9 protein-coding genes are annotated in these 20,391 nt (G+C 74.0%); 2 read left to right on the top strand and 7 right to left on the bottom strand.

Going from position 1 to position 20,391, the window contains the following annotated elements:
* Positions 1–44: 44 nt before the first annotated feature.
* Complete coding sequence (locus tag ACZ6B8_RS35995; RefSeq protein ID WP_471609960.1) at positions 45–2,996, top strand: helix-turn-helix transcriptional regulator; 2,952 nt, start codon at positions 45–47, stop codon at positions 2,994–2,996.
* 42 nt (positions 2,997–3,038) lie between these two features.
* Here ACZ6B8_RS35995 and ACZ6B8_RS35990 read toward each other — a convergent pair whose 3' ends face one another.
* A complete protein-coding gene (locus ACZ6B8_RS35990; RefSeq protein ID WP_471072302.1) occupies positions 3,039–3,920 on the bottom strand; it encodes an SDR family oxidoreductase in 882 nt (293 codons plus the stop codon).
* A gap of 87 nt (positions 3,921–4,007) precedes the next feature.
* On the opposite strand from ACZ6B8_RS35990, the gene ACZ6B8_RS35985 reads away from it, so the two are divergent.
* Positions 4,008–4,586: a TetR/AcrR family transcriptional regulator gene (locus ACZ6B8_RS35985; protein ID WP_471072299.1), complete on the top strand. Its 579-nt coding sequence runs from the start codon at positions 4,008–4,010 to the stop codon at positions 4,584–4,586.
* Between the two features lie 91 nt (positions 4,587–4,677).
* On the opposite strand, the gene ACZ6B8_RS35980 is transcribed toward ACZ6B8_RS35985, so the two are convergent.
* From ACZ6B8_RS35980 to ACZ6B8_RS35955, 6 genes are all read right to left on the bottom strand, one after another.
* Positions 4,678–5,595: a cupin domain-containing protein gene (locus ACZ6B8_RS35980; RefSeq protein ID WP_471609959.1), complete on the bottom strand. Its 918-nt coding sequence runs from the start codon at positions 5,593–5,595 to the stop codon at positions 4,678–4,680.
* Between the two features lie 24 nt (positions 5,596–5,619).
* Positions 5,620–6,528 (bottom strand): zinc-binding dehydrogenase, encoded by a 909-nt coding sequence (locus ACZ6B8_RS35975; protein ID WP_471609958.1) that lies wholly within the window; start codon positions 6,526–6,528, stop codon positions 5,620–5,622.
* Between the two features lie 201 nt (positions 6,529–6,729).
* On the bottom strand, positions 6,730–8,175 hold the full coding sequence (locus tag ACZ6B8_RS35970; RefSeq protein WP_471609957.1) for an NAD(P)/FAD-dependent oxidoreductase: 1,446 nt from the start codon (positions 8,173–8,175) through the stop codon (positions 6,730–6,732).
* On the bottom strand, positions 8,172–8,585 hold the full coding sequence (locus ACZ6B8_RS35965; RefSeq protein ID WP_358708764.1) for a nuclear transport factor 2 family protein: 414 nt from the start codon (positions 8,583–8,585) through the stop codon (positions 8,172–8,174). The genes ACZ6B8_RS35970 and ACZ6B8_RS35965 overlap by 4 nt, the downstream gene beginning before the upstream one ends.
* 37 nt (positions 8,586–8,622) lie before the next feature.
* Positions 8,623–9,057, bottom strand: coding sequence for a nuclear transport factor 2 family protein (locus tag ACZ6B8_RS35960; RefSeq protein WP_471609956.1), 435 nt, complete (start codon positions 9,055–9,057; stop codon positions 8,623–8,625).
* A 42-nt stretch (positions 9,058–9,099) separates the two neighbouring features.
* Positions 9,100–20,358, bottom strand: coding sequence for a type I polyketide synthase (locus ACZ6B8_RS35955; protein ID WP_471609955.1), 11,259 nt, complete (start codon positions 20,356–20,358; stop codon positions 9,100–9,102).
* Positions 20,359–20,391 lie beyond the last annotated feature (33 nt).

The following is a 20,391-nucleotide window of genomic DNA, read 5'->3' as shown; positions in this document are numbered from 1 at the left end:
CCGCTCCTGGCGGCCCGGCAGCTGACGACGGAATGAGGCGAGCGGTGGACCTTGTCGAACGTTCGGAGCAGCTGTCCGCTCTACGGGACGCGTACGGAGGCGCCGGTGCCGGAGTCCCTGCCCGTGACGCTGCCGGCCGCCGCCCCGGCACTGGGCCCCACCCGGGGGCCGCCGCCCGCCGCCCCGACGGCCACGGCAGCCTCGTGGTCCTCAGCGGCGGAATCGGTACGGGAAAGACGGCGTTGCTGCGTGCCTGGACGGACGGGCTGAGCCCCGACGCCCTGGTGCTGACCGCCACCGCCTGCCGTGCCGAACGCGACCTGCCGCTGGGGGTCATGGAGCAGCTGCTGCACAGCCCCGGCCTGCCCGCCGCGAGCGCGGACCGCGCCCTGACGTGGCTCGGCGACACGGGCATCCCAGCCCCGAACACCCTGGCCCAGGGCGTCCCGGGCGCCCCGGCCCCGAACCCGACCCTCCAACCCGCGACCGCCACCACCGGGACCGGCGACGGTGAGCCGCCGCTCCCCGCCCCCGCCCTGCGCGGCCTCTGCGCCGTGCTGCGCGGCCTCCTCGACGAGGGCGAGCGGCCCGTCGTGATCGCCGTCGACGACGCGCACCACGCCGACGCCGCCTCGCTGCGGTGCCTGCTGTACGTGGTGCGACGGATGCGGTCGGCGCGGCTGCACGTCGTGTTCACCGAGTACGCGCAGCAGAAGGCGTCGAACGCCCTGCTCGACAGCGATTTCCCGCACGAGCCCGACCTCCGCGTACTCCGCCTGGAGCCCTTGTCGAAGGCCGGGGTGGGAGCCGTACTCGCCCGGCACTTGGACGAGCGGACGGCCCAGGACCTCACGCCGCTCGTCCACGCGATGACCGCGGGCCACCCGCACCTCGTCCACGCGCTGATCGACGACCACCGGACGTCGGGCGGGGCCGGGGAGGCGTACGGCCGCGCGGTGCTCGGCCTCCTCCACCGGCACGGGGCGCCCGCCACCCAGGTCGCCAGGGCGGTCGCGGCGCTGGGGACGCGGGCCGATCCGACCCTGGTCGGACGGCTCCTGGACGGGGACGTGGACGCGGCGTCCGTCGCCCGCGCCACACACCGGTTGACCGTGGCGGACGTCCTGCACGAGGGGCGCCTGTGCCATCCGGCGTTCGCGGCGGCGGTCCTTGACGGCATGCCGCCGGAGGAGCGCGGGGCCCTGCACGGACGGGTGGCGGACCTGCTGCACGAGGAGGGCGCGCCGGCCACCGAGGTCGCCGCCCACCTCGTGGCCGCCGACCGCTCGGACACGCCGTGGGCGGTACCCGTCTTCCAAGAGGCGGCCGAACTCGCGCTGGAGGCGGACCAGTTGGAGACCGGTATCGGCTATCTGCGGGCCGCTCAGCGCCGGTGCCGAACCGCCGGCCAACATTCCGCGACCGTCGTCGCGCTCGCCGACGCGGAGTGGCGCGTGGACCCCGCGAAGGTACTCCGCCACCTGCCCGACCTCACGGTTCCGACCGTGCCCGCCGAGCCCTCCGCAGGGCCCGCGCCCTCTGCCCTCCCCCCACCCCGCCTCCCCGGCCTCGCCCCGCCCCCGCTCCCCACCCACCTCCTCTGGCACGGGCGGGTCGAGGAGGGCCTGGACGCCATCGAGGCGCTCACCGGACCGGGGCCGGGGCGACCGGGCGGCGCGCCCCCGATGAACGCCGCGGACCTCGACACCCCGTGGCTGTGGGGCGCGTACCTGTTCCCCGGGCACGTCAAGGAGCGGCTGGGCGCCGGCGTGCTCGCCGCGCAGCGTTCGGCACCGCCCGCCATCACTCCGGAGCTGCAGGGCGCGGGCACCCTCCTGACCGACCTGCTGCACGGCGCCGGGCCGGACGCCGTCGAAGCCGCCGAGCGCGCCCTGAACCGGTACCGGCTCGGCCCCCGTACCGTCGCGGTGCAGTCGGCGGCCCTGGCCACCCTGACCTACCACGACCGGCCGCACCGGGCCGGCGCCTGGTGCGACGGGCTCCTCGCGCAGGCCGCCGAGCGCGACAGCCCCACCTGGCAGGCCCTGTTCCACGCCTGGCGGGCCCTCATCCAGCTGCGCCAGGGCGACCCGGCCGCCGCTGACCGGCACGCCGGGACCGCGCTCGCCCTGCTCGGCCCGAAGGGCTGGGGCGCCGCGATCGGACTGCCGCTGGCCGCCGCCGTACAGGCGAAGTCGGTGCTCGGGGACGTGGACGGGGCGGCGGCTCTCCTGGAGCGGCCCGTACCGCAGCCGGTCTTCCAGACCCGCCCCGGACTGCACTACCTCGCGGCCCGCGGCCGCTACCACCTGGCCACCGGCTGCCACTACGCCGCCCTCTGCGACTTCTACGCCTGCGGGACCCGCATGAGTGGCTGGGGTCTCGACCTGCCCGCGCTGGAACCGTGGCGCCTCGGCGCGGCCGAGGCGTACCTGGCCCTCGGGGAGTCGCTGCTGGCTCGCCAACTCATCGATGCTCAGCGCGCGTTGAACACTCCGACGGGCGGCCGTACCCGGGGTATGACCCTGCGTCTGCGGGCCGCGACCGCGCCCGCCCCTGAGCGCGTCGAGTTGCTGGACGAGGCCGTGGCGGCGCTCCGGGAGAGCGGTGACCCCTTCGAGCTGGCGCGTGCCGTCGCGGACCAGAGCGTGGCCGTACGGGAAAGGGGCGAGGCGGAACGGGCCCGCCTGCTCGCCCGCAAGGCCCAACTCCTGTCCCGGCGGTGGGACAACGCGCCCGTCTCCGCCACGGCCTCCGACGGCGGGCCCCCACTCGACAGCACCCCCCTCGACGGCACGCCACCCGACGCCACCCCCTCCGACGCCGAACTGAGCGGTGCGGAGCGGCGGGTGGCGGAGCTCGCGGCCGACGGGTTCACCAACCGCGAGATCTCCCGCAAGCTGTGCGTCACGGTGAGCACGGTGGAACAGCACCTGACCCGGATCTACCGGAAACTCGACGTCAAGCGAGTCGATTTGCAGGCCATGCTGGGGTAGCGCATGGCGCCCCTCCATACGAACGCCGAGGTGGTCGTCGGGTCAGGGACGGATGTTCTCCAGGTCGGCCAGGAGGCCGGGCCGCTTCGGCTCCCAGCCGAGGGCGCGCCGGGTGTGGGCGCTGGACGACGGCTGGTCGCTCGCGAAGATCGGGCCGAGCGGACCGTACGTCGATGACGGCACCGACTCGACCGGCAGGCCGAGGCGGCGGCCGATGACCGCGGCGATGTCCCGCACCCGGTCCCCCTCGTCGGCCACGGCGTGCCAGACCGTACCGGCGTCCGCGCGCTCCAGGGCGAGCCGGAAGAGGACCGCCGCGTCGAGCGCGTGGACGGCCGGCCAGCGCTGTGTGCCGTCGTCCGGGTGGCCGGACACCCCGGTCCGGCGGGCGATGTCGGTCAGCAGGCCGGCGAACCCGCCCGTGCCCTCGTTGTGGACCGTGCGCGGCAGCCGTACGGCCGTGCTCCGGACCCCGCGCGTGGCCAGGCCGAGGACCGCCGTGACCGCGCGGCCGCGACCGCCGACCGGTCCGTCGGTCGGCACCGGATCGGCCTCGGTGGAGAGGCGGCCCGGGGTGTGGGGCGTACCCGAGGCGGTCACGAAGGGGCGGTCGCTGCCCACGAGTTCCTCACCCAGCGCCGCTAGGGCGGCGCTCTCCTCGTCGACGTTCTTCGCGAGGGCCTCGGGGCTGCTGAAGTCATTGCCGAACGCCAGGTGGACGACCCCGTCGGCCCGGGCGGCGCCGGCCCGCAGGACGTCCAGATCGGCGAGGGCTCCGCGGAGCGGCTCGGCGCCGGCCGCCTCGGTGGCGAGCGCGGACGCGTCGGAACGCGCGAGTGCGAGGACGGTGTGGCCATGGCCGAGCAGTTCGGCGACGACGGTGGAGCCGATCAGGCCGGTGGCGCCGGTGACGAAGACACGCATGGAGATCCTCCCCAAGTGATGGGACTCTTGTCCCGTCGCAAGCTACCAGGGTGACGGGACAAGAGTCCCCTCGCATATGCTGGCCCCATGGGCAGGTGGGAACCAGGTGCGCGTGAGCGCCTCGTCGTGGCCGCGGTCGACCTCTTCACCGAGCAGGGGTACGACGCCACGACGGTCACGCAGATCGCCGAGCGTGCCGGGGTCACCAAGAGCACCTTCTTCCGGCACTTCCCCGACAAACGGGAGCTGCTGGTGGCCGGGCAGGAGACGCTGAGCCGGCTGCTGACGGAGGGCATCGCCGAGGCGCCCGGCCGTGCCACCCCGCTCGAGGCGGTCGCCGCCGGGCTGGAGCGCGCGTCGAGTGCGATGGGTCCCATGAACCGCGAGCTCGCCCCGCGCGTGAAGGCGGCCATCGCGTCCTGCGTCGAGCTACAGGAGCGTGACGCGCTCAAGACCGTCAGCCTCGCCGCCGCGATGACGGCCGCCCTGGTCGCCCGCGGCCTGCCCGACGCCACGGCGGCCCTCGCGAGCGAACTGGGCGTCCTCGCCTTCAAGCGCGGATTCGCCCAGTGGTCCGACGGCGACCGGGACGGCGAGGGCGAACTCGCCGGATACGTCCTGGCGGCCCTGGACGAGCTGCGGGTGGCGAGCGCGTCGCTGGGCTGACGGGAAGGGTTCCTGACCGTTGGCGTTCCGTGCCGGTGTGGTCGCATCGCCCGCCTGCCGTCGAGGAGTTGCTTGCGGCAGACGGCCCGGCTCACCCGCGGAGTCGGGAACGGTACTCGCCCGGAGGCATGCCCCGGGCGCGCCGGAAGGCCCGGCTGAAAGCGTGCGGAGAGGCGTAGCCGACGGCCCCGGAGACCGACTCGACCGGCTCGTCGGTGTCGCGGAGCCGGACGGACGCCAGGTCGATGCGCCACTGCGTCACGTAGGCGCCCGGTGTCTGTCCGAGGGCGGACCGGAATCGCCTGGACAGCGTCGTCCGCGAGACCGCCGTCGCGGCCGCGAGGGACTCGGTGGTCCAGGGGTGTTCCGGCCGGGCGTGGACGCGTGCCAGCGCCTCGCGCACCACCGGGTCACGCAGCGCGCCCAGCCAGGAGGCGGACCGCTGCTCCGGGTTACGCGCCAACCAGACGCGGACGAACTGGATGAGCAGCAGGTCGACGATGCTGTTGACGGCGGCGGTGGTGCCGATCTGCGGTTGCGCGAGCTCCGCCGTGAGCAGCTCGACGGTCTTTCCGAGCTGCCCGTTCTCCCGGCCGGTGACGTGCAGGGGCCGGGCGAGGGAGGTGAGTACGGGCGTCCGCACCTCCGGGTCCTGCTCGTAGCGCAGGACGAGCACTTCCGTCCGCTCCGGCCCCGAGCCCAGACGCACCGGGCTGCCGTCGGCGAGGGCCCGGTCCGTCGCCTCCCGGTCACAGGGACCCATCGTCGTACTCGACCCGGCGGCCAGCCCGTGGGCGGTGCCCGGCGACAACAGGACGGCGTCTCCCGCCCGGAGCTCCACGGGCTTCGCGCCCGGGACGTGGAGCCACGCCGTGCCGCGGGACACCACGTGCAGTGCCGCTGCCGGAGAGGACTCCAGCCACAGGCCCCAGGTTCCGCCGGCCTTCAGCACGACCCCGAGCGCTCCTCGCGCACCCGAGACCCGCAGGGCCTCCGCCAGCACGTCCATGCTGTCCCTTCTCGTCGACGGGCGTCAGAGCACGTCGAGAACGATCTTTCCGTGCACCTTCCTCGCGAACAGCGCCCGGACGGCGTCGTCCACGTCCCGCCAGCCGCCCCGCAGCCCGAGCGGCGCCGTGAGCCTCCCCGCGGCCATCAGGCCCAGCAGGTCCGTCAGCTCCCCGCCGGTCGGCGTCATGTCGCCGAAGGTGGTGATGTTGCGGGGCGCGCCGAAGCCGAACAAGGTGCCGGACGGGAAGGTGGTCTCCTGCCCCGAGGAGTATCCGACCACATGGAGGGTGCCGCCCTCGGCGAGGGCGCTCCACGCCCGGGCCATCAGTGGCCCACCGACCGTGTCCAGGACGAGGTCGAACCGGTCCCCGGTCCCGGCCAGGTCGGTCACCACCGCGGCGGCCCCGAGGCCGCGCAGTCCGCCCGCCCGCTCCGGCGACCCCACCAGCGCCGTCACCCGGGCACCCGCCAGCGCCGCCAACTGGACGGCGAAGTGCCCCACGCCCCCGCTGGCGCCGGTCACCAGGAGATCGCGCGCCAGCAGCGAACGCGTGCGCAGCACCCGCAGTGCGGTGACCCCGGCGATCCCCAGCGCCGCGGCATCGGCCAGGTCCACGCCCTCGGGAACGGTGCCGAGCGAGGCGGGGGCGACCGCCACCCGCTCCGCCCACGCGTGGGGAGCCATGCCCACGGCGACACGCGTGCCCTCGGGCGGCCCCGAGCCGTCGGACGCGGCGCGCACCACGACGCCGGCCGCGTCGTGACCGTGCACGGCGCCGGCCGGCCACCGGTCCGGATAGTTCAACTCCCCGAAGTTGAGCGCGATGTGCCGCACCTCGACCAACGCCTCGGAGCGGGACGGCACGGGCTCGTCCACATCGGCGAACCGGACGGGGCCCGCCTCGCCGTGATCGACCACAAGGGCACGCATGAGTTGGTTCCTTCTCTCGTGGACGCGCCCGAACACGCGGCGCGACAGCGGACGCGGCGCGCGACGGAACACCGCACTGCCGACTCCTGGAAACCCTCGTCCAGAAACAGTGCGGCGACCAGCCCCGAGAGAACCGATCACTTGACGATCTGTGTCAGTGCGGCGCGCAAGGCGCAACCGCGGTGCGCAGGGCGCATCCGCTCAGGAGCGCACCGCCTCCGGCGCGATGGCCGCGGCGTCGAGGCCCACCACGTCCAACTCCTCGGGCAGGAACGGCGGCGCGGTGAGTTCCGGGAGGCGCTCGTCGGCGCGCATCGCCATCAGGAAACGGTTGGAGCCCAGTTCGGTCTGCGGCGCGTTGAGGCTCATCACGTCCGTGACGATCTCGGACGCCTTCGGTGAGCGGATCGACGCCGCGGTGATGGCCTCGGCGAACCGCAGCCGCTGCTCGGTGTCCATCCCGATGAGGCGCGGATCCGTCGCGGACACCCGGCAGTTGACGTAGTCGATGTCCTTGGTCGTGGCCAGGATCCACGGATCGTCGACCGCCGCGCCGATCGCCTTCTGCAGGGCGAGGGCGGCGCCGGGACCACCCCACGGTTGGCGGGTGAGCTCCCGGTCGATCGTGTCGGCACAGCGCGCGGCCGAGCTCATGCCGTGCCCGTAGATCGGGTTGAACGCGGTGAGCGAGTCGCCGATGACGACCAGGCCGTCGGGCCACCGCTCCTGACGCTCCGGATAGAGGCGGCGGTTCGCTCCGGAGCGGGAACCGTAGACGGGAGTGAGCGGTTCGGCGTCGCGCAGGAGATGGGCGATGACCGGGTGGTTGAGGTTCTCGGCGAACGGTACGAACTCGTCCTCCGTGGTCGGCAGTTGGGCACCGCGCGTGCAGGAGAGCGTCGCGAGCCAGCGGCCGCCCTCGATGGGGTAGACCACACCGAAGCGGCCCGGCTCGCGCACCCGGTCGTCCGCCGCGATGTTGACGGCGGGGAAGCGGGTCGTCGCGCCGGGCGGCGCCTGGAAGAGCCGGGTGGCGTAGGCGACGCCCGCATCCACCACGTCCTCCTCCAGGGCGGGCACGCCGAGCGCCGACAGCCACTGCTTGAGGCGGGAGCCGCGCCCGGTGGCGTCGATCACCAGGTCCGCCTCCAGGGTCTCCTGCCGGCCGCCGTCGACCTCGCGTACGACGACACCGGTGACCCGGCGGCCGTCACCCGTCAGCTCCACGGCCTCGGTGCGCTGCCGGACGGTGATGTTGCCGGCCGCGAGTGCCTGCCCGCGCACCGTCAGATCGAGCAGCGGGCGGCTGGCGACCAGCGCGAACTGCGTGGCGGGGAAGCGGTGTTGCCAGCCCTGCCCGGTCAGCGTCACCAGGTCCTCGGGAAAGCCGAGGCGGCGGGCGCCCGCCGCGAGGAGGCGCTCGGTGGTGCCCGGCAGCATCTCCTCGATCAGTCGGGCGCCGTTGGACCACAGCAGGTGGGCGTGGCGGCCCTGCGGGACGCCCTTGCGGTGCAGGGGCTCCTCGGGCAGCGCGTCCCGTTCGACGACGGTGACGGTGTCCACGTGCCGGGCCAGGGCGTGGGCCGCCAGGGTGCCTGCCATGCTGGCGCCCAGTACGACGGCGTGTGCGGGTCGGGTGGTGGTCACGCGCGGATCCCTTCGGGATGGCTGCTGTCGGCGGGCTCGTCCATGGTCACGTCCGTCACTCCCCAGAACGCCTGGACCCGGCGCCCCAGACCGTTCTCGTCGAGCTCGACGATGCCGACGATGCGGAAGGTCATGGGCCGCGGGCGCTGTACGGTGACCGTCGTCGGCGTCACCACGAACCGGTCGTCCATCGAGGTCATCGGCGGGTCCGGCACCTCGTGCGTACCGCAGGAGACGGCGAGTTCGAGGTGCCTGCGCAGATCGTCCTTGCCCACCATCGGCGGCCGCCCCACGGGGTCCTCGAAGACGATGTCGTCCGTGAACAGGTCGAGGACGCCCTCGATGTCGCCGGCGTTGATCCGCTCGGCGTAGTCGACGGCCATCTGCTTGCGGGTGGCCTCGTCGGGCATAGCACCTCCAGTGCGGGGTGGGGCCTCGGCCTGCGGTTCAGCCGAGGACCGTGAGATCGGATGTGCCCCAGTACGACTTCAGATGCCGGATGAGGCCGGACGGGTCCATGCGGATCACGAGCATCGCCGTACGCCGTATCCGTGCCGTCTCCGGGGCGTCGGGGGCCTTGAGCCAGCCCCGCTCGGCGTACGAGGGGCCCACGGGCAGGTAGTCCATCTCGGAGACGACCTGGATCAGCGCGTGCGCCGCGTCCTGCCCGGCGACGGGCTGTTCCGCCTCCTCCCGCAGCCGCGCGGAGAAGAGACGCGCGTAGTGGGCGCGCAGCCGCGCGTGGCCGGTGACCGGCGGGTGGCCGACCGGGTCCTCGAGGACGGCGTCGGGTGCGTACAGCTCGACGAGCGCGTCGAGGTCCCCGGCGTTGATCCGGCGGCTGTGCTCCTGCGCGCGCTGCTTGCGGGCGAACTCGTTCACCGCTGTTCCTCCCCTTCGTTCACCGTTGTCGCTCCCCTTCGCTCATCGCTGTCCCTCCACTGCCTGTCCGTTGCCGCTGTCCCTGCCGAGGTCCCGGTCGATGAACGCGAAGATCTCGTCGGCCGACGCGTCCTGGATGCGGGCGGCCACCGCCGCCTCGCCCGTCGGCCGCGCCGGGGTGTCGAGCCGGGCCAGCGTGGCGCGGAGCCGCCCGGCCAGCTCGGCCCGTGCGGTGCCGTCCTTCGACGAGACCGAAAGGAGCGAGCTCTCCAGCCGCTCGAACTCCGCGAGGACGCCGGCGAGCGGATCCGCCGCGCGGGGCGCGAGCTCCTGCCCCAGGTGCGCGGCGAGCTCCGCGGGGTTGGGGTGGTCGAAGACGAACGTGGCGGGCAGCTTCAGGCCGGTCGCGGTCGAGAGCCGGTTGCGCAGCTCCACCGCCGTCAGCGAGTCGAAGCCGAGCTCCCGCAGCCCCTGCGTCGCGTTGACCGGGGTCGCCGCGTCGTAGCCGAGGACGGCGGCGATGTGCGTACGCACCAGGTCGAGCAGCGCCTCCTCCCGCTCCGCGTCGGACATCCGGGCCAGCGCCTTGAGGAGTGCGGACGACCCGGTCGTACCGGAGCCGCCGCTCCTGCTCGTGCCGCGCACCAGGTCCCGCAGGAGCGCGGGGGCCGGGTGGCTCCGGGCCTGCCGCCGCATCCGGGTCAGGTCCAGGCGGACCGGTGCCAGGAGGGGCAGACCGGCGGCCCACGCGGTGTCGAGCAGCGCGAGCCCCTCGTCGGCGGCGAGTCCGACCACGCCGGCGCGGGCGTGGCGGGCCCGGTCGGCGTCGGTGAGCCGGCCCGACATCCCGCTCTCCAGATCCCAGTAGCCCCAGGCCAGCGAGGTGGCCGCGAGCCCGGTGCCGTACCGGTGGCGGGCCAGCGCGTCGAGGAAGGCGTTGGCGGCCGTGTAGCTGCCCTGGCCCGGGCCGCCGAGCAGTCCGGCGACCGAGGAGTACAGGACGAACGCGGACAGGTCGGCGTCCCGCGTCAGCTCGTGCAGGTGCCACGCGGCGTCCGCCTTCACCCGCATCACCGCCTCGACCTGGTCAGCCGTGAGGTTCTGCACCACCGCGTCGCTCACGGTGCCCGCGCAGTGGAAGACGGCGGTCAGCGGATGCTCCGCGGGCACCGACTCCACGAGCGCGGTGGCCGCCTCGCGCTCGCCCGGGTCGCAGGCGGCGAAGGTGACCCGCGCGCCGAGCGCGGAGAGTTCCGCCGCCAGCTCCAGGGCGCCCGGCGCGTCGGCCCCGCGCCTGCTGGACAGGAGCAGGTGCCGGGCGCCGTGGCGGCCCACCAGATGACGTGCCGTGAGGGCGCCGAGGGCGCCGGTGCCGCCGGTGATGAGGACGGTGCCGTCGGGGTCGAAGCGGACGGGGAGCGTGAACACGGCGGTGGTGCCGGGTGACGGGGGTGCGGCCTGCGCCGCGGGCGCCTGCCGGACGTCCCACACCGAGACGTCGAGCGGCTCCAGGGCGCCGTCGTCGGCCAACTGGGCCAGTTCGGCAAGGATTTCACGTACGCGCTCGGGTCCGGCGGGGGCGACGGGCTGTCCCGCGCCGCCCGCGTCACCGGAACCGGAACCGGCACGGGGCCCGGAATGCCGGACGACCAGGGCCTCCTCGCCGACGCCCTCGCCGGGCGTGGCCGTCGTGTCCTGCCGCCCTATGGCCACATCGGCCACGTCGGCCGTCTGCTCGGCGCCCGATCCGCGGGCCGACAGACCGCCGCCGACCACATCGAGGTGCCAGTGCGCGGCGAGACCCAGCACGGCCCGGCCGACGGAACCGGTCTCCTCCTCGACCAGCAGCGACTCCCCGCCGCGCGGCACGACGACATCCGCCAGAACGTGGTACGCGGCCACATAGGCTCCCAGCGACCCCGCCGCCCGTGCCCAACCCCAGCCGGTCGGCACGGGTATGACCATCCCGGCATCGGCGACGGCCACCGGGCCGACCGCGTCGAACACACCCATCACGCGGTCGCCCACGGCCAACGCGCCCGCCGCGCCGCCGACCTCGACCACCACGCCGGCACCTTCGACCGAGCCCGCACTCGCGGCCGAGCCCGCCCCCGGCAGAGCGTCCGCCCCGAGCGTTCCCGTACCGGGCGCGGCGGCCCGCAGCGTCACCCGCACCTCGTGCGGCTCCAGCGCCCGCCCCGCCTCGGGAGCGTCGACGAGCGACAACTGCCGTCCGGAACCGGCCCCTTCCGCCCCGGCCCGGGCGAGGCGCCACGTGGCCGACCCGACCGGCGGCGCCAGCCGCGCCGAGATGTCGTCGCGTACGAGCCGCGGCACATACGCCTGCCCGTCACGCAGCGCCAACTCCGGCTCGCGTGAGGCGAGTACGCCGGACAGCGCACCGAGAGACGCGTCCAGCTCGTCGAGGTCGAGCAGAGTGAGACGGCCGGGGTTCTCCGCCTGCGCGCTGCGCACCAGGCCCCACAGGGCGGCACCCGGCACATCGCCGAGGGCCTCGCCGGCCCTGGTCGCCACCGCGCCCCGGGTGACGACGACGAGGCGGCCGGCCGTGAACGCCGGGTCGTCGACCCACTCCTTCAGCAGCGACAGCAGCGCCACGGCGGCCGCCCGCGCCTCCCCGGCCGCACTCGTGCCGCCCCCGTCACCGCGTGCGCCCGCCCCATTCCCCGGACGCGCCTCGGGCCCGGTGCACACGGCGAGTACGACATCGGGAGTCTCGCCGCCCGCTTCCACACCGGCGCGCAGCGCGTCGAACGTGTCCCACACGGGGGCATCGGACAGCGCACCGGCGAGCAAGGCGCCCAGCGGCTCGTGGGCCGGCGCCACCACGGCGGGACGCGTGGCGCCGCTTCCGTCGTCGGCCACGGCGGCCGTCTTCGCCCATACGAGCCCGAAGAGCGCGTCGCGGTCCGCCGCACGCGACCCGGCGATCTGATGTGCGCCCACCGGCCGCACCGTCAGCGACTCCAAGCTCAGCGCCGGGGAGCCACCGCTGTCCACGGCGGTCAGGGCCAGTTGGTCGGTGCCGGTCCGTGCGATGCGGACCCGCAGCCGGTCCGCGCCGGACGCGTGCACCCGCAGCCCGCTCCAGGAGAACGGCAGCAGTACCTGGCCGGTCTCCGCGGACGAGGTGACCGCGTCCAGGATCAGCGCGTGCAGGGTGGCGTCGAGGAGCACCGGATGCACCTGGTAGCGGTCGGCCCGGCCGCTCTCCGTCTCGGGCAGCGCCACCTCGGCGAAGATGTCGTCCCCGAGCCGCCAGGCGCTCACGAGCCCCTGGGACCCGGGCCCGAAGTCGTAGCCGTGCGCGGCGAGTTCGTCGTACGGATCCTGCCCGCCGACCGGGGTGGCGCCGGGTGGCGGCCAGGCCCCGCCGAACGGGACGTCAGCCGTGGAGCCCAGTTCGTCCCCCGATCCGGCGTCCGGTTCGGCGGGCGCGACCACACCCGCCGCGTGCCGGGTCCACGTCGCCTCCTCGCCCTCACTCGTGGGGCGCGAGTAGACGGACACGGGGCGACGGCCGTCCTCGGCGACCGCGCCGACCGCGACCTGAAGGTCGACGGTCTCAGCGCCCTCCTCCCCGAAGGTGAGCGGCGTGTGCAGGGTCAGCTCCGCCAGCTCCTCGCAGCCCGTACGCGCGGCGGCCTGCAGGGCGAGCTCGACGAACGCCGAACCGGGCAGCAGCACGGTGTCCATGACCCGGTGCTCCGCCAGCCACGTCTGGTCACGCGGCGAGATCCGGCCGGTCAGCACATGGCTGCTGCCGTCCGCGAGTTCCACGGCGGCGCCGAGCAGCGGATGCCCGGCGGACGCGAGCCCGAGCCCCGCCGGATCCCCGGCGACACCCCTGCGTCCCTCCAGCCAGTACCGCTCCCGCTGGAAGGCGTACGTCGGCAGATCCACCACCCGAGGCAGCGGCACGGCGGGGAACCAGCTGGTCCAGTCGATCTCCGCGCCTGCGGTGAAGGCGTGGGCTGCGGCGCGGGCGAGCTGGGTGGCGTCGCCGTGGTCGCGTCGGAGGGTGGGGACGACGGTGGCGGGCAGGTCGGCCCGTTCGATGGTCTCTTCCATGCCGAGGTTGAGGACGGGGTGGGGGCTGGCCTCGATGAAGAGGCGGTAGCCGTCGGCGAGGAGGGCTTCGATGGTGTCGGCGAAGCGGACGGGTTGGCGGAGGTTGGTGACCCAGTACTCGGTGTCGAGGGCGGTGGTGTCGTCGAGGCGTTCGGCGGTCACCGTGGAGTAGAAGGCCGTGTCGGTGCGGGTCGGTGCGATGTCCGCCAGGCGCTCGGTGAGGAGGTCGTGGAGTGCGTCGATCTGGGGGCCGTGGGAGGCGTAGCCCACATCGATGACCCGGGCCCGCAGCCCTTGGGATTCCGCCTCCGCGACGACGGCGGCGACATGCTCGGGTGGGCCCGAAATGACCGTAGAGGACGGCCCGTTGACGGCGGCGACGCATACGCCTGGCCGGTCGCCGATCAGCTCAGCGGACCGCTCGGCACCCGTACCCAGGGACGCCATATCTCCGTGCCCCTGCAACTGCCGCAGAGCGTCACTGCGTACGGCGACGATCCGCGCCGCATCCTCCAGCGACAACGCACCCGCCACACACGCCGCGGCCATCTCACCCTGCGAGTGCCCCACCACAGCAGCGGGTACGACCCCGCTGTCCGCCCACACGGCGGCCAGCGACACCATCACCGCCCACAGCACCGGCTGCACGACCTCAACGCGAGACAGCTCACTCCCGTCCCCACGCAACACGCCCGTAAGGGACCAGTCCACGTAAGCCGACAGCGCCCGCTCACACTCACCGATACGGGACGCGAACACCGGCGACTCATCGAGGAGTTGGGCGCCCATGCCCACCCACTGCGACCCCTGCCCCGGGAACACCAACACCGGCCCGGCACCGGAAGCGCCCTGGACGGTGCCCGCGACGACGTCCGGGGAGGGTTCGCCCGCCGCCAGTGACCGCAGCCCGGCGAGGAGTGTGTCGCGGTCCTCGCCCACGACCACGGCCCGGTCCTCGAAGACCGAGCGGGTCTTGACCAGTGACCAGCCCACGTCGAGGGGCGACGTCAGCCGCGGGTCGGCCGTCGCGCGGTCGGCCAGGAGCGCGGCCTGTGCCCGCAGCGCCTCCTCGCCGCGCGCCGACAGCACCCACGGAACCACGCCGGCAGGCGAGTCGTCCGTCGGAGTGCTCACGGGCTCCGGTGAGTCGGGAGCCTGCTCCAGGATGAGGTGCGCGTTCGTGCCCGAGATGCCGAAGGCCGAGACACCGGCGCGGCGCGGACGTTCGCCGCGCGGCCAGGCGACCGGCTCCGACAGGAGACGCACACCGCTCCCCTCCCACTCCACGTGCGGCGTGGGGGAGTCGATGTGCAGCGAGGCCGGCAACTGCTCGTTGCGCAGCGCCATGACCATCTTGATGACTCCGGCGACGCCCGCCGACGCCTGGGCGTGGCCGATGTTCGACTTGATCGAGCCGAGCCACAGCGGCCGGTCCGCGGGCCGCTCCTTGCCGTACGTGGCGACGAGCGCGCTGGCCTCGATGGGGTCGCCCAGCATGGTGCCGGTGCCGTGCGCCTCGATCGCGTCGACGTCCTCGGCGCGGAGGCGGGCGTTGGCGAGGGCCTGCCGGATCACGCGCTGCTGCGCCTGGCCGTTGGGCGCGGTGAGACCGTTGCTCGTACCGTCCTGGTTGATGGCCGAACCCCGGATCACGGCAAGGACGTTGTGGCCGTTGCGCCGGGCCTCGGAGAGCCGTTCGAGGACGACCAGGCCGACTCCCTCGGCCCATCCCGTGCCGTCGGCGGCGGCTGCGAACGGCTTGCAGCGCCCGTCCTTGGCGAGGCCGCGCTGCAGGGAGAACTCGACGAAGGCGCCGGGCGTGGCCATCACCGTCGCGCCGCCCGCGAGGGCGAGGGAGCACTCGCCCTGGCGCAGCGCGTGCGCCGCCTGGTGGATGGCCACCAGGGAGGACGAACACCCGGTGTCGATGGTCATCGCCGGGCCTTCGAGCCCGAGGACGTACGACACACGGCCGGAGGCGACACAGCCGAGGTTGCCGGTGCCGATGTACCCCTCGACCTCGGTGGGGCGTTCCCCGACGAGCGCCAGGTAGTCGAAGATCGTGAGGCCCGTGTACACGCCGGCGTTGCTGCCCTTGAGGGTCTCCCGGTCGAGGCCCGCGCGTTCGATGGCCTCCCAGGCGGTCTCCAGGAGCAGCCGTTGCTGGGGGTCCATCGCGACGGCCTCGCGCGGGCTGATGCCGAAGAAGCCGGCGTCGAAGTCGCCCGCGTCGTAGAGGAATCCGCCCTCGCGCACATAACTGGTGCCCCGGCTCTCCGGGTCCGGGTCGTACAGCGTCTCCAGGTCCCAGCCCCGGTCGTCGGGGAAGTCCCCCATGGCGTCACGGCCGGCCGTGACCAGGTCCCACAGCTCCTCGGCGGAGCGGACGTCGCCCGGGTAGCGGCAGGCCATGCCGACGATCGCGATCGGCTCGTCGTCGGCGGCGGCAACGGCCGCCGGGGCGGCGGCGTCGGCGGCCGAGGTGTCGCCGGACAGTTCGGCGAGGAGGAGGTCGGCGAGGGAGTCGGGTGTGGGGTGGTCGAAGACGACGGTGGTGGCCAGCGTCAGGCCGGTGCTCTTGTTGAGCCGGTTGCGCAGCTCCACCGCGGTCAGCGAGTCGAAGCCCAGCTCCTGGAAGGGCTGCGTCGAGGGTACGGCGTCGACGTCCGCGTGCCCGAGCGTGGCCGCGGCCTGTGCGCGTACGTGCTGAAGGATCAACTGCCGCTGCTGCGCGGGCTTCGCCTCGGTGAGCTCCTGCTGGAGCGAGGACGCCTCCCCGGACTCCTCGTCGGCTGCCGTGGGCGCGCTCGTCCTGCGGTTCTCGGGCAGGTCGGCGAGGAGCGGGCTCGGCCGCTGCGCGGTGAACGTCGACGTGAACTGCGCCCAGTCGAAGTTCGCCACGGTCAGCGTTGTCTCGCCCGCGTCGAGCGCCTGCTGCAGCGCCGTCACGCACAGCTCCGGGCTCAGCGGGTGCAGGCCGAACCGGCTGAAGAACGACAACGCGGCCTGGTCGGAGGCCATGCCGGCCTCGGCCCAGGGCCCCCAGGCGACGGAGGTGGCGGGCAGCCCCTGGGAGCGGCGGTGTTCGGCGAGCGCGTCGAGGTAGTGGTTGGCGGCTCCATAGGCGCCCTGCTGGCCGCTGCCCCACACACCGGCGCCGGAGGAGAACATCACGAACGCCGAGAGATCCGATCCGCGCGTCAGCTCGTGCAGGTGCCGCGCGGCGAGCGCCTTGGGCCGGAGCACCTCGTCCAGCTCCGCGCCCGACACGTCTCCGAGCCCGATGTAGTTCGGCACGCCCGCCGCGTGGATCACGGCCGTCAGCGGATGCTCCTCCGGTACGCCCTCGATGAGGCCCCGCACCTGCTCGCGGTCGCCGACGTCGCACGAGACGATGGTGACGGCCGCGCCCGACCGGGCCAGTTCTGCGCGGAGTTCATCGGCGCCGGGCGCGTCGGGTCCGCGCCGGCTGGTCAGCAGCAGATGCGGGGCGCCCTCCCGGGCGAGCCAGCGGGCGAGGACCGCGCCGATGCCGCCGGTGCCGCCCGTGATGAGGGTGGTCCCCGCGGGCCGCCACCGTACGCCGCTGTCGTGCATGCGGGCCGGCGCGTGGGCGAGGCGACGGGCCTGGACGCCGCCCGGGCGGACGGCCACCTGGTCCTCGTCCCGGAACGCCAGGGCCGCGGCGAGACGGGTGAGCGTCTGGTGGTCGATGCGCCCCGGGAGATCGATGAGACCGGCCCACAACTGCGGGTACTCCAGCGCGGCGACGCGCCCGAGGCCCCAGACCTGGGCCTGCACCGGGTGGGTGAGGGCGTCGGCGGCGGTCGTGGAGACGGCGCCCTGGGTGAGGGTCCGTACGGCAGGAGTGCTGTTGCCGTCGGCGGCGAGGTCGCCCAGGGCCTGGACGAGGGCGGTGGTCGCGGCGAGCCCGGCGGGCACGGCCGGATGCCCGGGATGCGGCTCCTCGTCCAGCGCGAGCAGGTTGACGATCCCGGCGCGGGCGCCTCCGTCCGTCAGGGACCGCAGCTCCTGCGCGAGACCCGCGCGCTCCACCGCGCCCGTGTCGACGACATGCTGGCGCACCTCGCCGCCGTGTGCGCCGAGCGTCTGCGCGGTGGCCCGGACCACGGGGTGGTCGGCGTGCGCGGCGGGCACCAGGAGCAGCCAGGTGCCGCTGAGGTCGGGTGCGGCGCCGTCGGGCCGGTGCTTCCACGTGACGTGATAGCGCCAGGAGTCGACGGTGGTCTGCCGGCGGTGGCGCCGTCGCCAGGCGGAGAGGACGGGCAGCGCGGGCTCCAGCACCTCCACGGTCTCGGCCTGCCCCTGGACGCCCAGGCTGTCGACGAGGGCGTCGATGTCCAGGTCCTCGATGGCCTGCCACACCCGCGCCTCGACCGGATCGTGCCCGGCACCCGCGGGGACGCCCGCCGCGGGCGGCTCCACCCAGTAGTGCTTGTGCTGGAAGGCGTAGGTGGGGAGGCCGACGGTACGGGGGGCGGGGTCGGCCGGGAACCAGCGCCGCCAGTCGACGTCCGCTCCGGCCACGAACGCCTGGGCGGCGGCGTGCGTGAGCTGGGCACGGCCTCCCTGGTCGCGGCGCAGGGTGGGGACGGTCATCGCGTTGACGCCCGCGGCCTCGAACGTCTCCTGGATGCCGAGGTTGAGGACGGGGTGGGGGCTGGCTTCGATGAAGAGGCGGTATCCGTCGGCGAGGAGGGCTTCGATGGTGTCGGCGAAGCGGACGGGTTGGCGGAGGTTGGTGACCCAGTACTCGGTGTCGAGGACGGTGGTGTCGCCGAGGCGTTCGGCGGTCACCGTGGAGTAGAACGCCACGTCCGTGGAGGAGGGCCGGATGTCGGAGAGCCGGTCGGTGAGCAGGTCGTGGAGCTCGTCGATCTGGGGGCCGTGGGAGGCGTAGCCCACATCGATGACACGCGCTCGCAACCCTTGCGCCTCGGCCTCCGCAACGACGGCGGCGACATGCTCGGGCGGACCCGAAATGACGGTAGAAGAGGGCCCGTTGACGGCGGCGACGCACACGCCCGGCCGGTCGCCGATCAGCTCGGCAGCCTGCTCAGGGCCCGTCCCCAGGGAGGCCATGTCGCCGTGCCCCTGCAGTTGCCGCAGGGCGTCACTGCGTACGGCAACGATCCGCGCCGCATCCTCCAACGACAACGCACCCGCCACACACGCGGCGGCCATCTCACCCTGCGAATGCCCCACCACAGCAGCCGGAACAACCCCGCAGTCCGCCCACACAGCAGCCAGCGACACCATCACCGCCCACAACACCGGCTGCACGACCTCAACGCGAGACAGCTCACTCCCGTCCCCACGCAACACATCGGTCAACGACCAGTCCACGTAAGCCGACAGCGCCTGTTCACACTCCGCGATCCGTGCCGCGAACACCGGCGACTCGTCCAGGAGTTGGGCACCCATGCCCACCCACTGCGACCCCTGACCCGGGAACACCAACACCGGCCCAGGACCCACATCACCGGCCACACCGGACACCACATCCGCCGACGCCTCACCCGACGCCAACGCGCTGAGACCGGCGGCGGTGTTGACGGGAGCGTGTCCCACGACCACCGCCCGGTGCGCGAACAGGGGCCGTGTCGTGGTCAGCGACCAGCCGACCTCCACGGGCGAGGCACCCGTGTCCCTTGTCCCCGTGTCCCCGGCCGCGTACACGCCCAGCCGCCGCGCCTGTTCGCGCAGGGCCTCACCGGTCCGCCCGGAGACCACCCACGGCACCATCCCGTCCGATGACGGCACCGCGCCGGGCGTCGGAGCGGACTCGTCCGCGGCGGACTCCGGTGTGTCCTCGGGCGCCTCCTCCAGGATCAGATGCGCGTTCGTGCCGGAGATGCCGAAGGCCGAGATGCCCGCACGCCGGGTCCGCTCCGCCGGCCAGGGGACCGACTCGGCGAGCAGCCGCACGCCGCCCTGCTCCCACGACACATGCGGGGAGGGCGCGTCGATGTGGAGGGAGGCGGGCAGCCGCTCGTTGCGCAGCGCCATGACCATCTTGATGACACCGGCGACACCCGCGGCGGCCTGTGTGTGGCCGATGTTCGACTTGACGGAGCCGAGCCACAACGGCCGTTCCGCCGGGCGCCCTTGGCCGTACGTGGCGAGCAGGGCCTGTGCCTCGATGGGGTCGCCGAGCGTGGTGCCCGTGCCGTGGGCCTCCACCGCGTCGATGTCCTCGGGCGACAGGCGCGCGTTGGCCAGCGCGGCGCGGATCACCCGCTCCTGCGAGGGGCCGTTGGGGGCGGCGAGACCGTTGCTCGTACCGTCCTGGTTGATCGCCGAGCCCCGCACCACCGCGAGGACCTGGTGGCCGCGGCGGCGCGCCTCGGAGAGCAGTTCGAGTGCCACCACGCCCGCGCCCTCGCCCCAGCCGGTGCCGTCGGCGGCGGCCGCGAACGGCTTGCACCGCCCGTCGGGCGCCAGTCCGCGCTGCCGCGAGAACTCGGTGAACGAGCCGGGCGTCGCCATGACGGTCGAGCCGCCGGCCAGCGCGAGGGAGCACTCGCCCTGGCGCAGCGCCTGCGCCGCCAAATGGATGGCCACCAGGGAGGACGAGCACGCCGTGTCGACGGTCACCGCCGGGCCCTCGAGCCCCAGCGTGTAGGAGATCCGGCCGGACACCACGCTGCCGAGGTTGCCGGTGCCGATGTACCCCTCCACCTCGCTGGCCGTCTGGCTGATCAGCGTCAGGTAGTCGTGGGCGCTCACGCCGGTGAAGACGCCGGTGTCGCTGCCCTTCAGCGCCTGCGGGTTGAGGCCCGCGTGCTCGATGGCCTCCCAGGCGGTCTCCAGGAGCAGCCGTTGCTGGGGGTCCATCGCGACGGCCTCGCGCGGGCTGATGCCGAAGAAGTCGGCGTCGAAGTCGCCCGCGTCGTACAGGAAGGCGCCGTCCCGCACATAGCTGGTGCCGGGGTGTTCCGGGTCGGGGTGGTAGAGCGACTCCAGGTCCCAACCCCGGTCGTCGGGGAACGCGGAGACCGCGTCGCCCTCGTCGCGCACCAGCCGCCACAGATCCTCGGCGGAGCGCGTGCCGCCGGGATAGCGGCAGGCCATGCCCACGATCGCGACCGGTTCGGCCGACTCCTTGTCGCGGAGCTTTTGGCGGGCCTCGCGCAGCTCCGCGGTGACCCACTTGAGGTGATCGAGAAGCTTCTCCTCGTTCGACATCTGACCCAGGCTCCTTGGCGCTACGTGGTGATC

Source organism: Streptomyces sp. NPDC041122, from assembly GCF_055592445.1.
The sequence above is the reverse complement of the archived record's forward strand: the minus strand, read 5'-3'. Positions and strand labels throughout refer to the sequence as shown.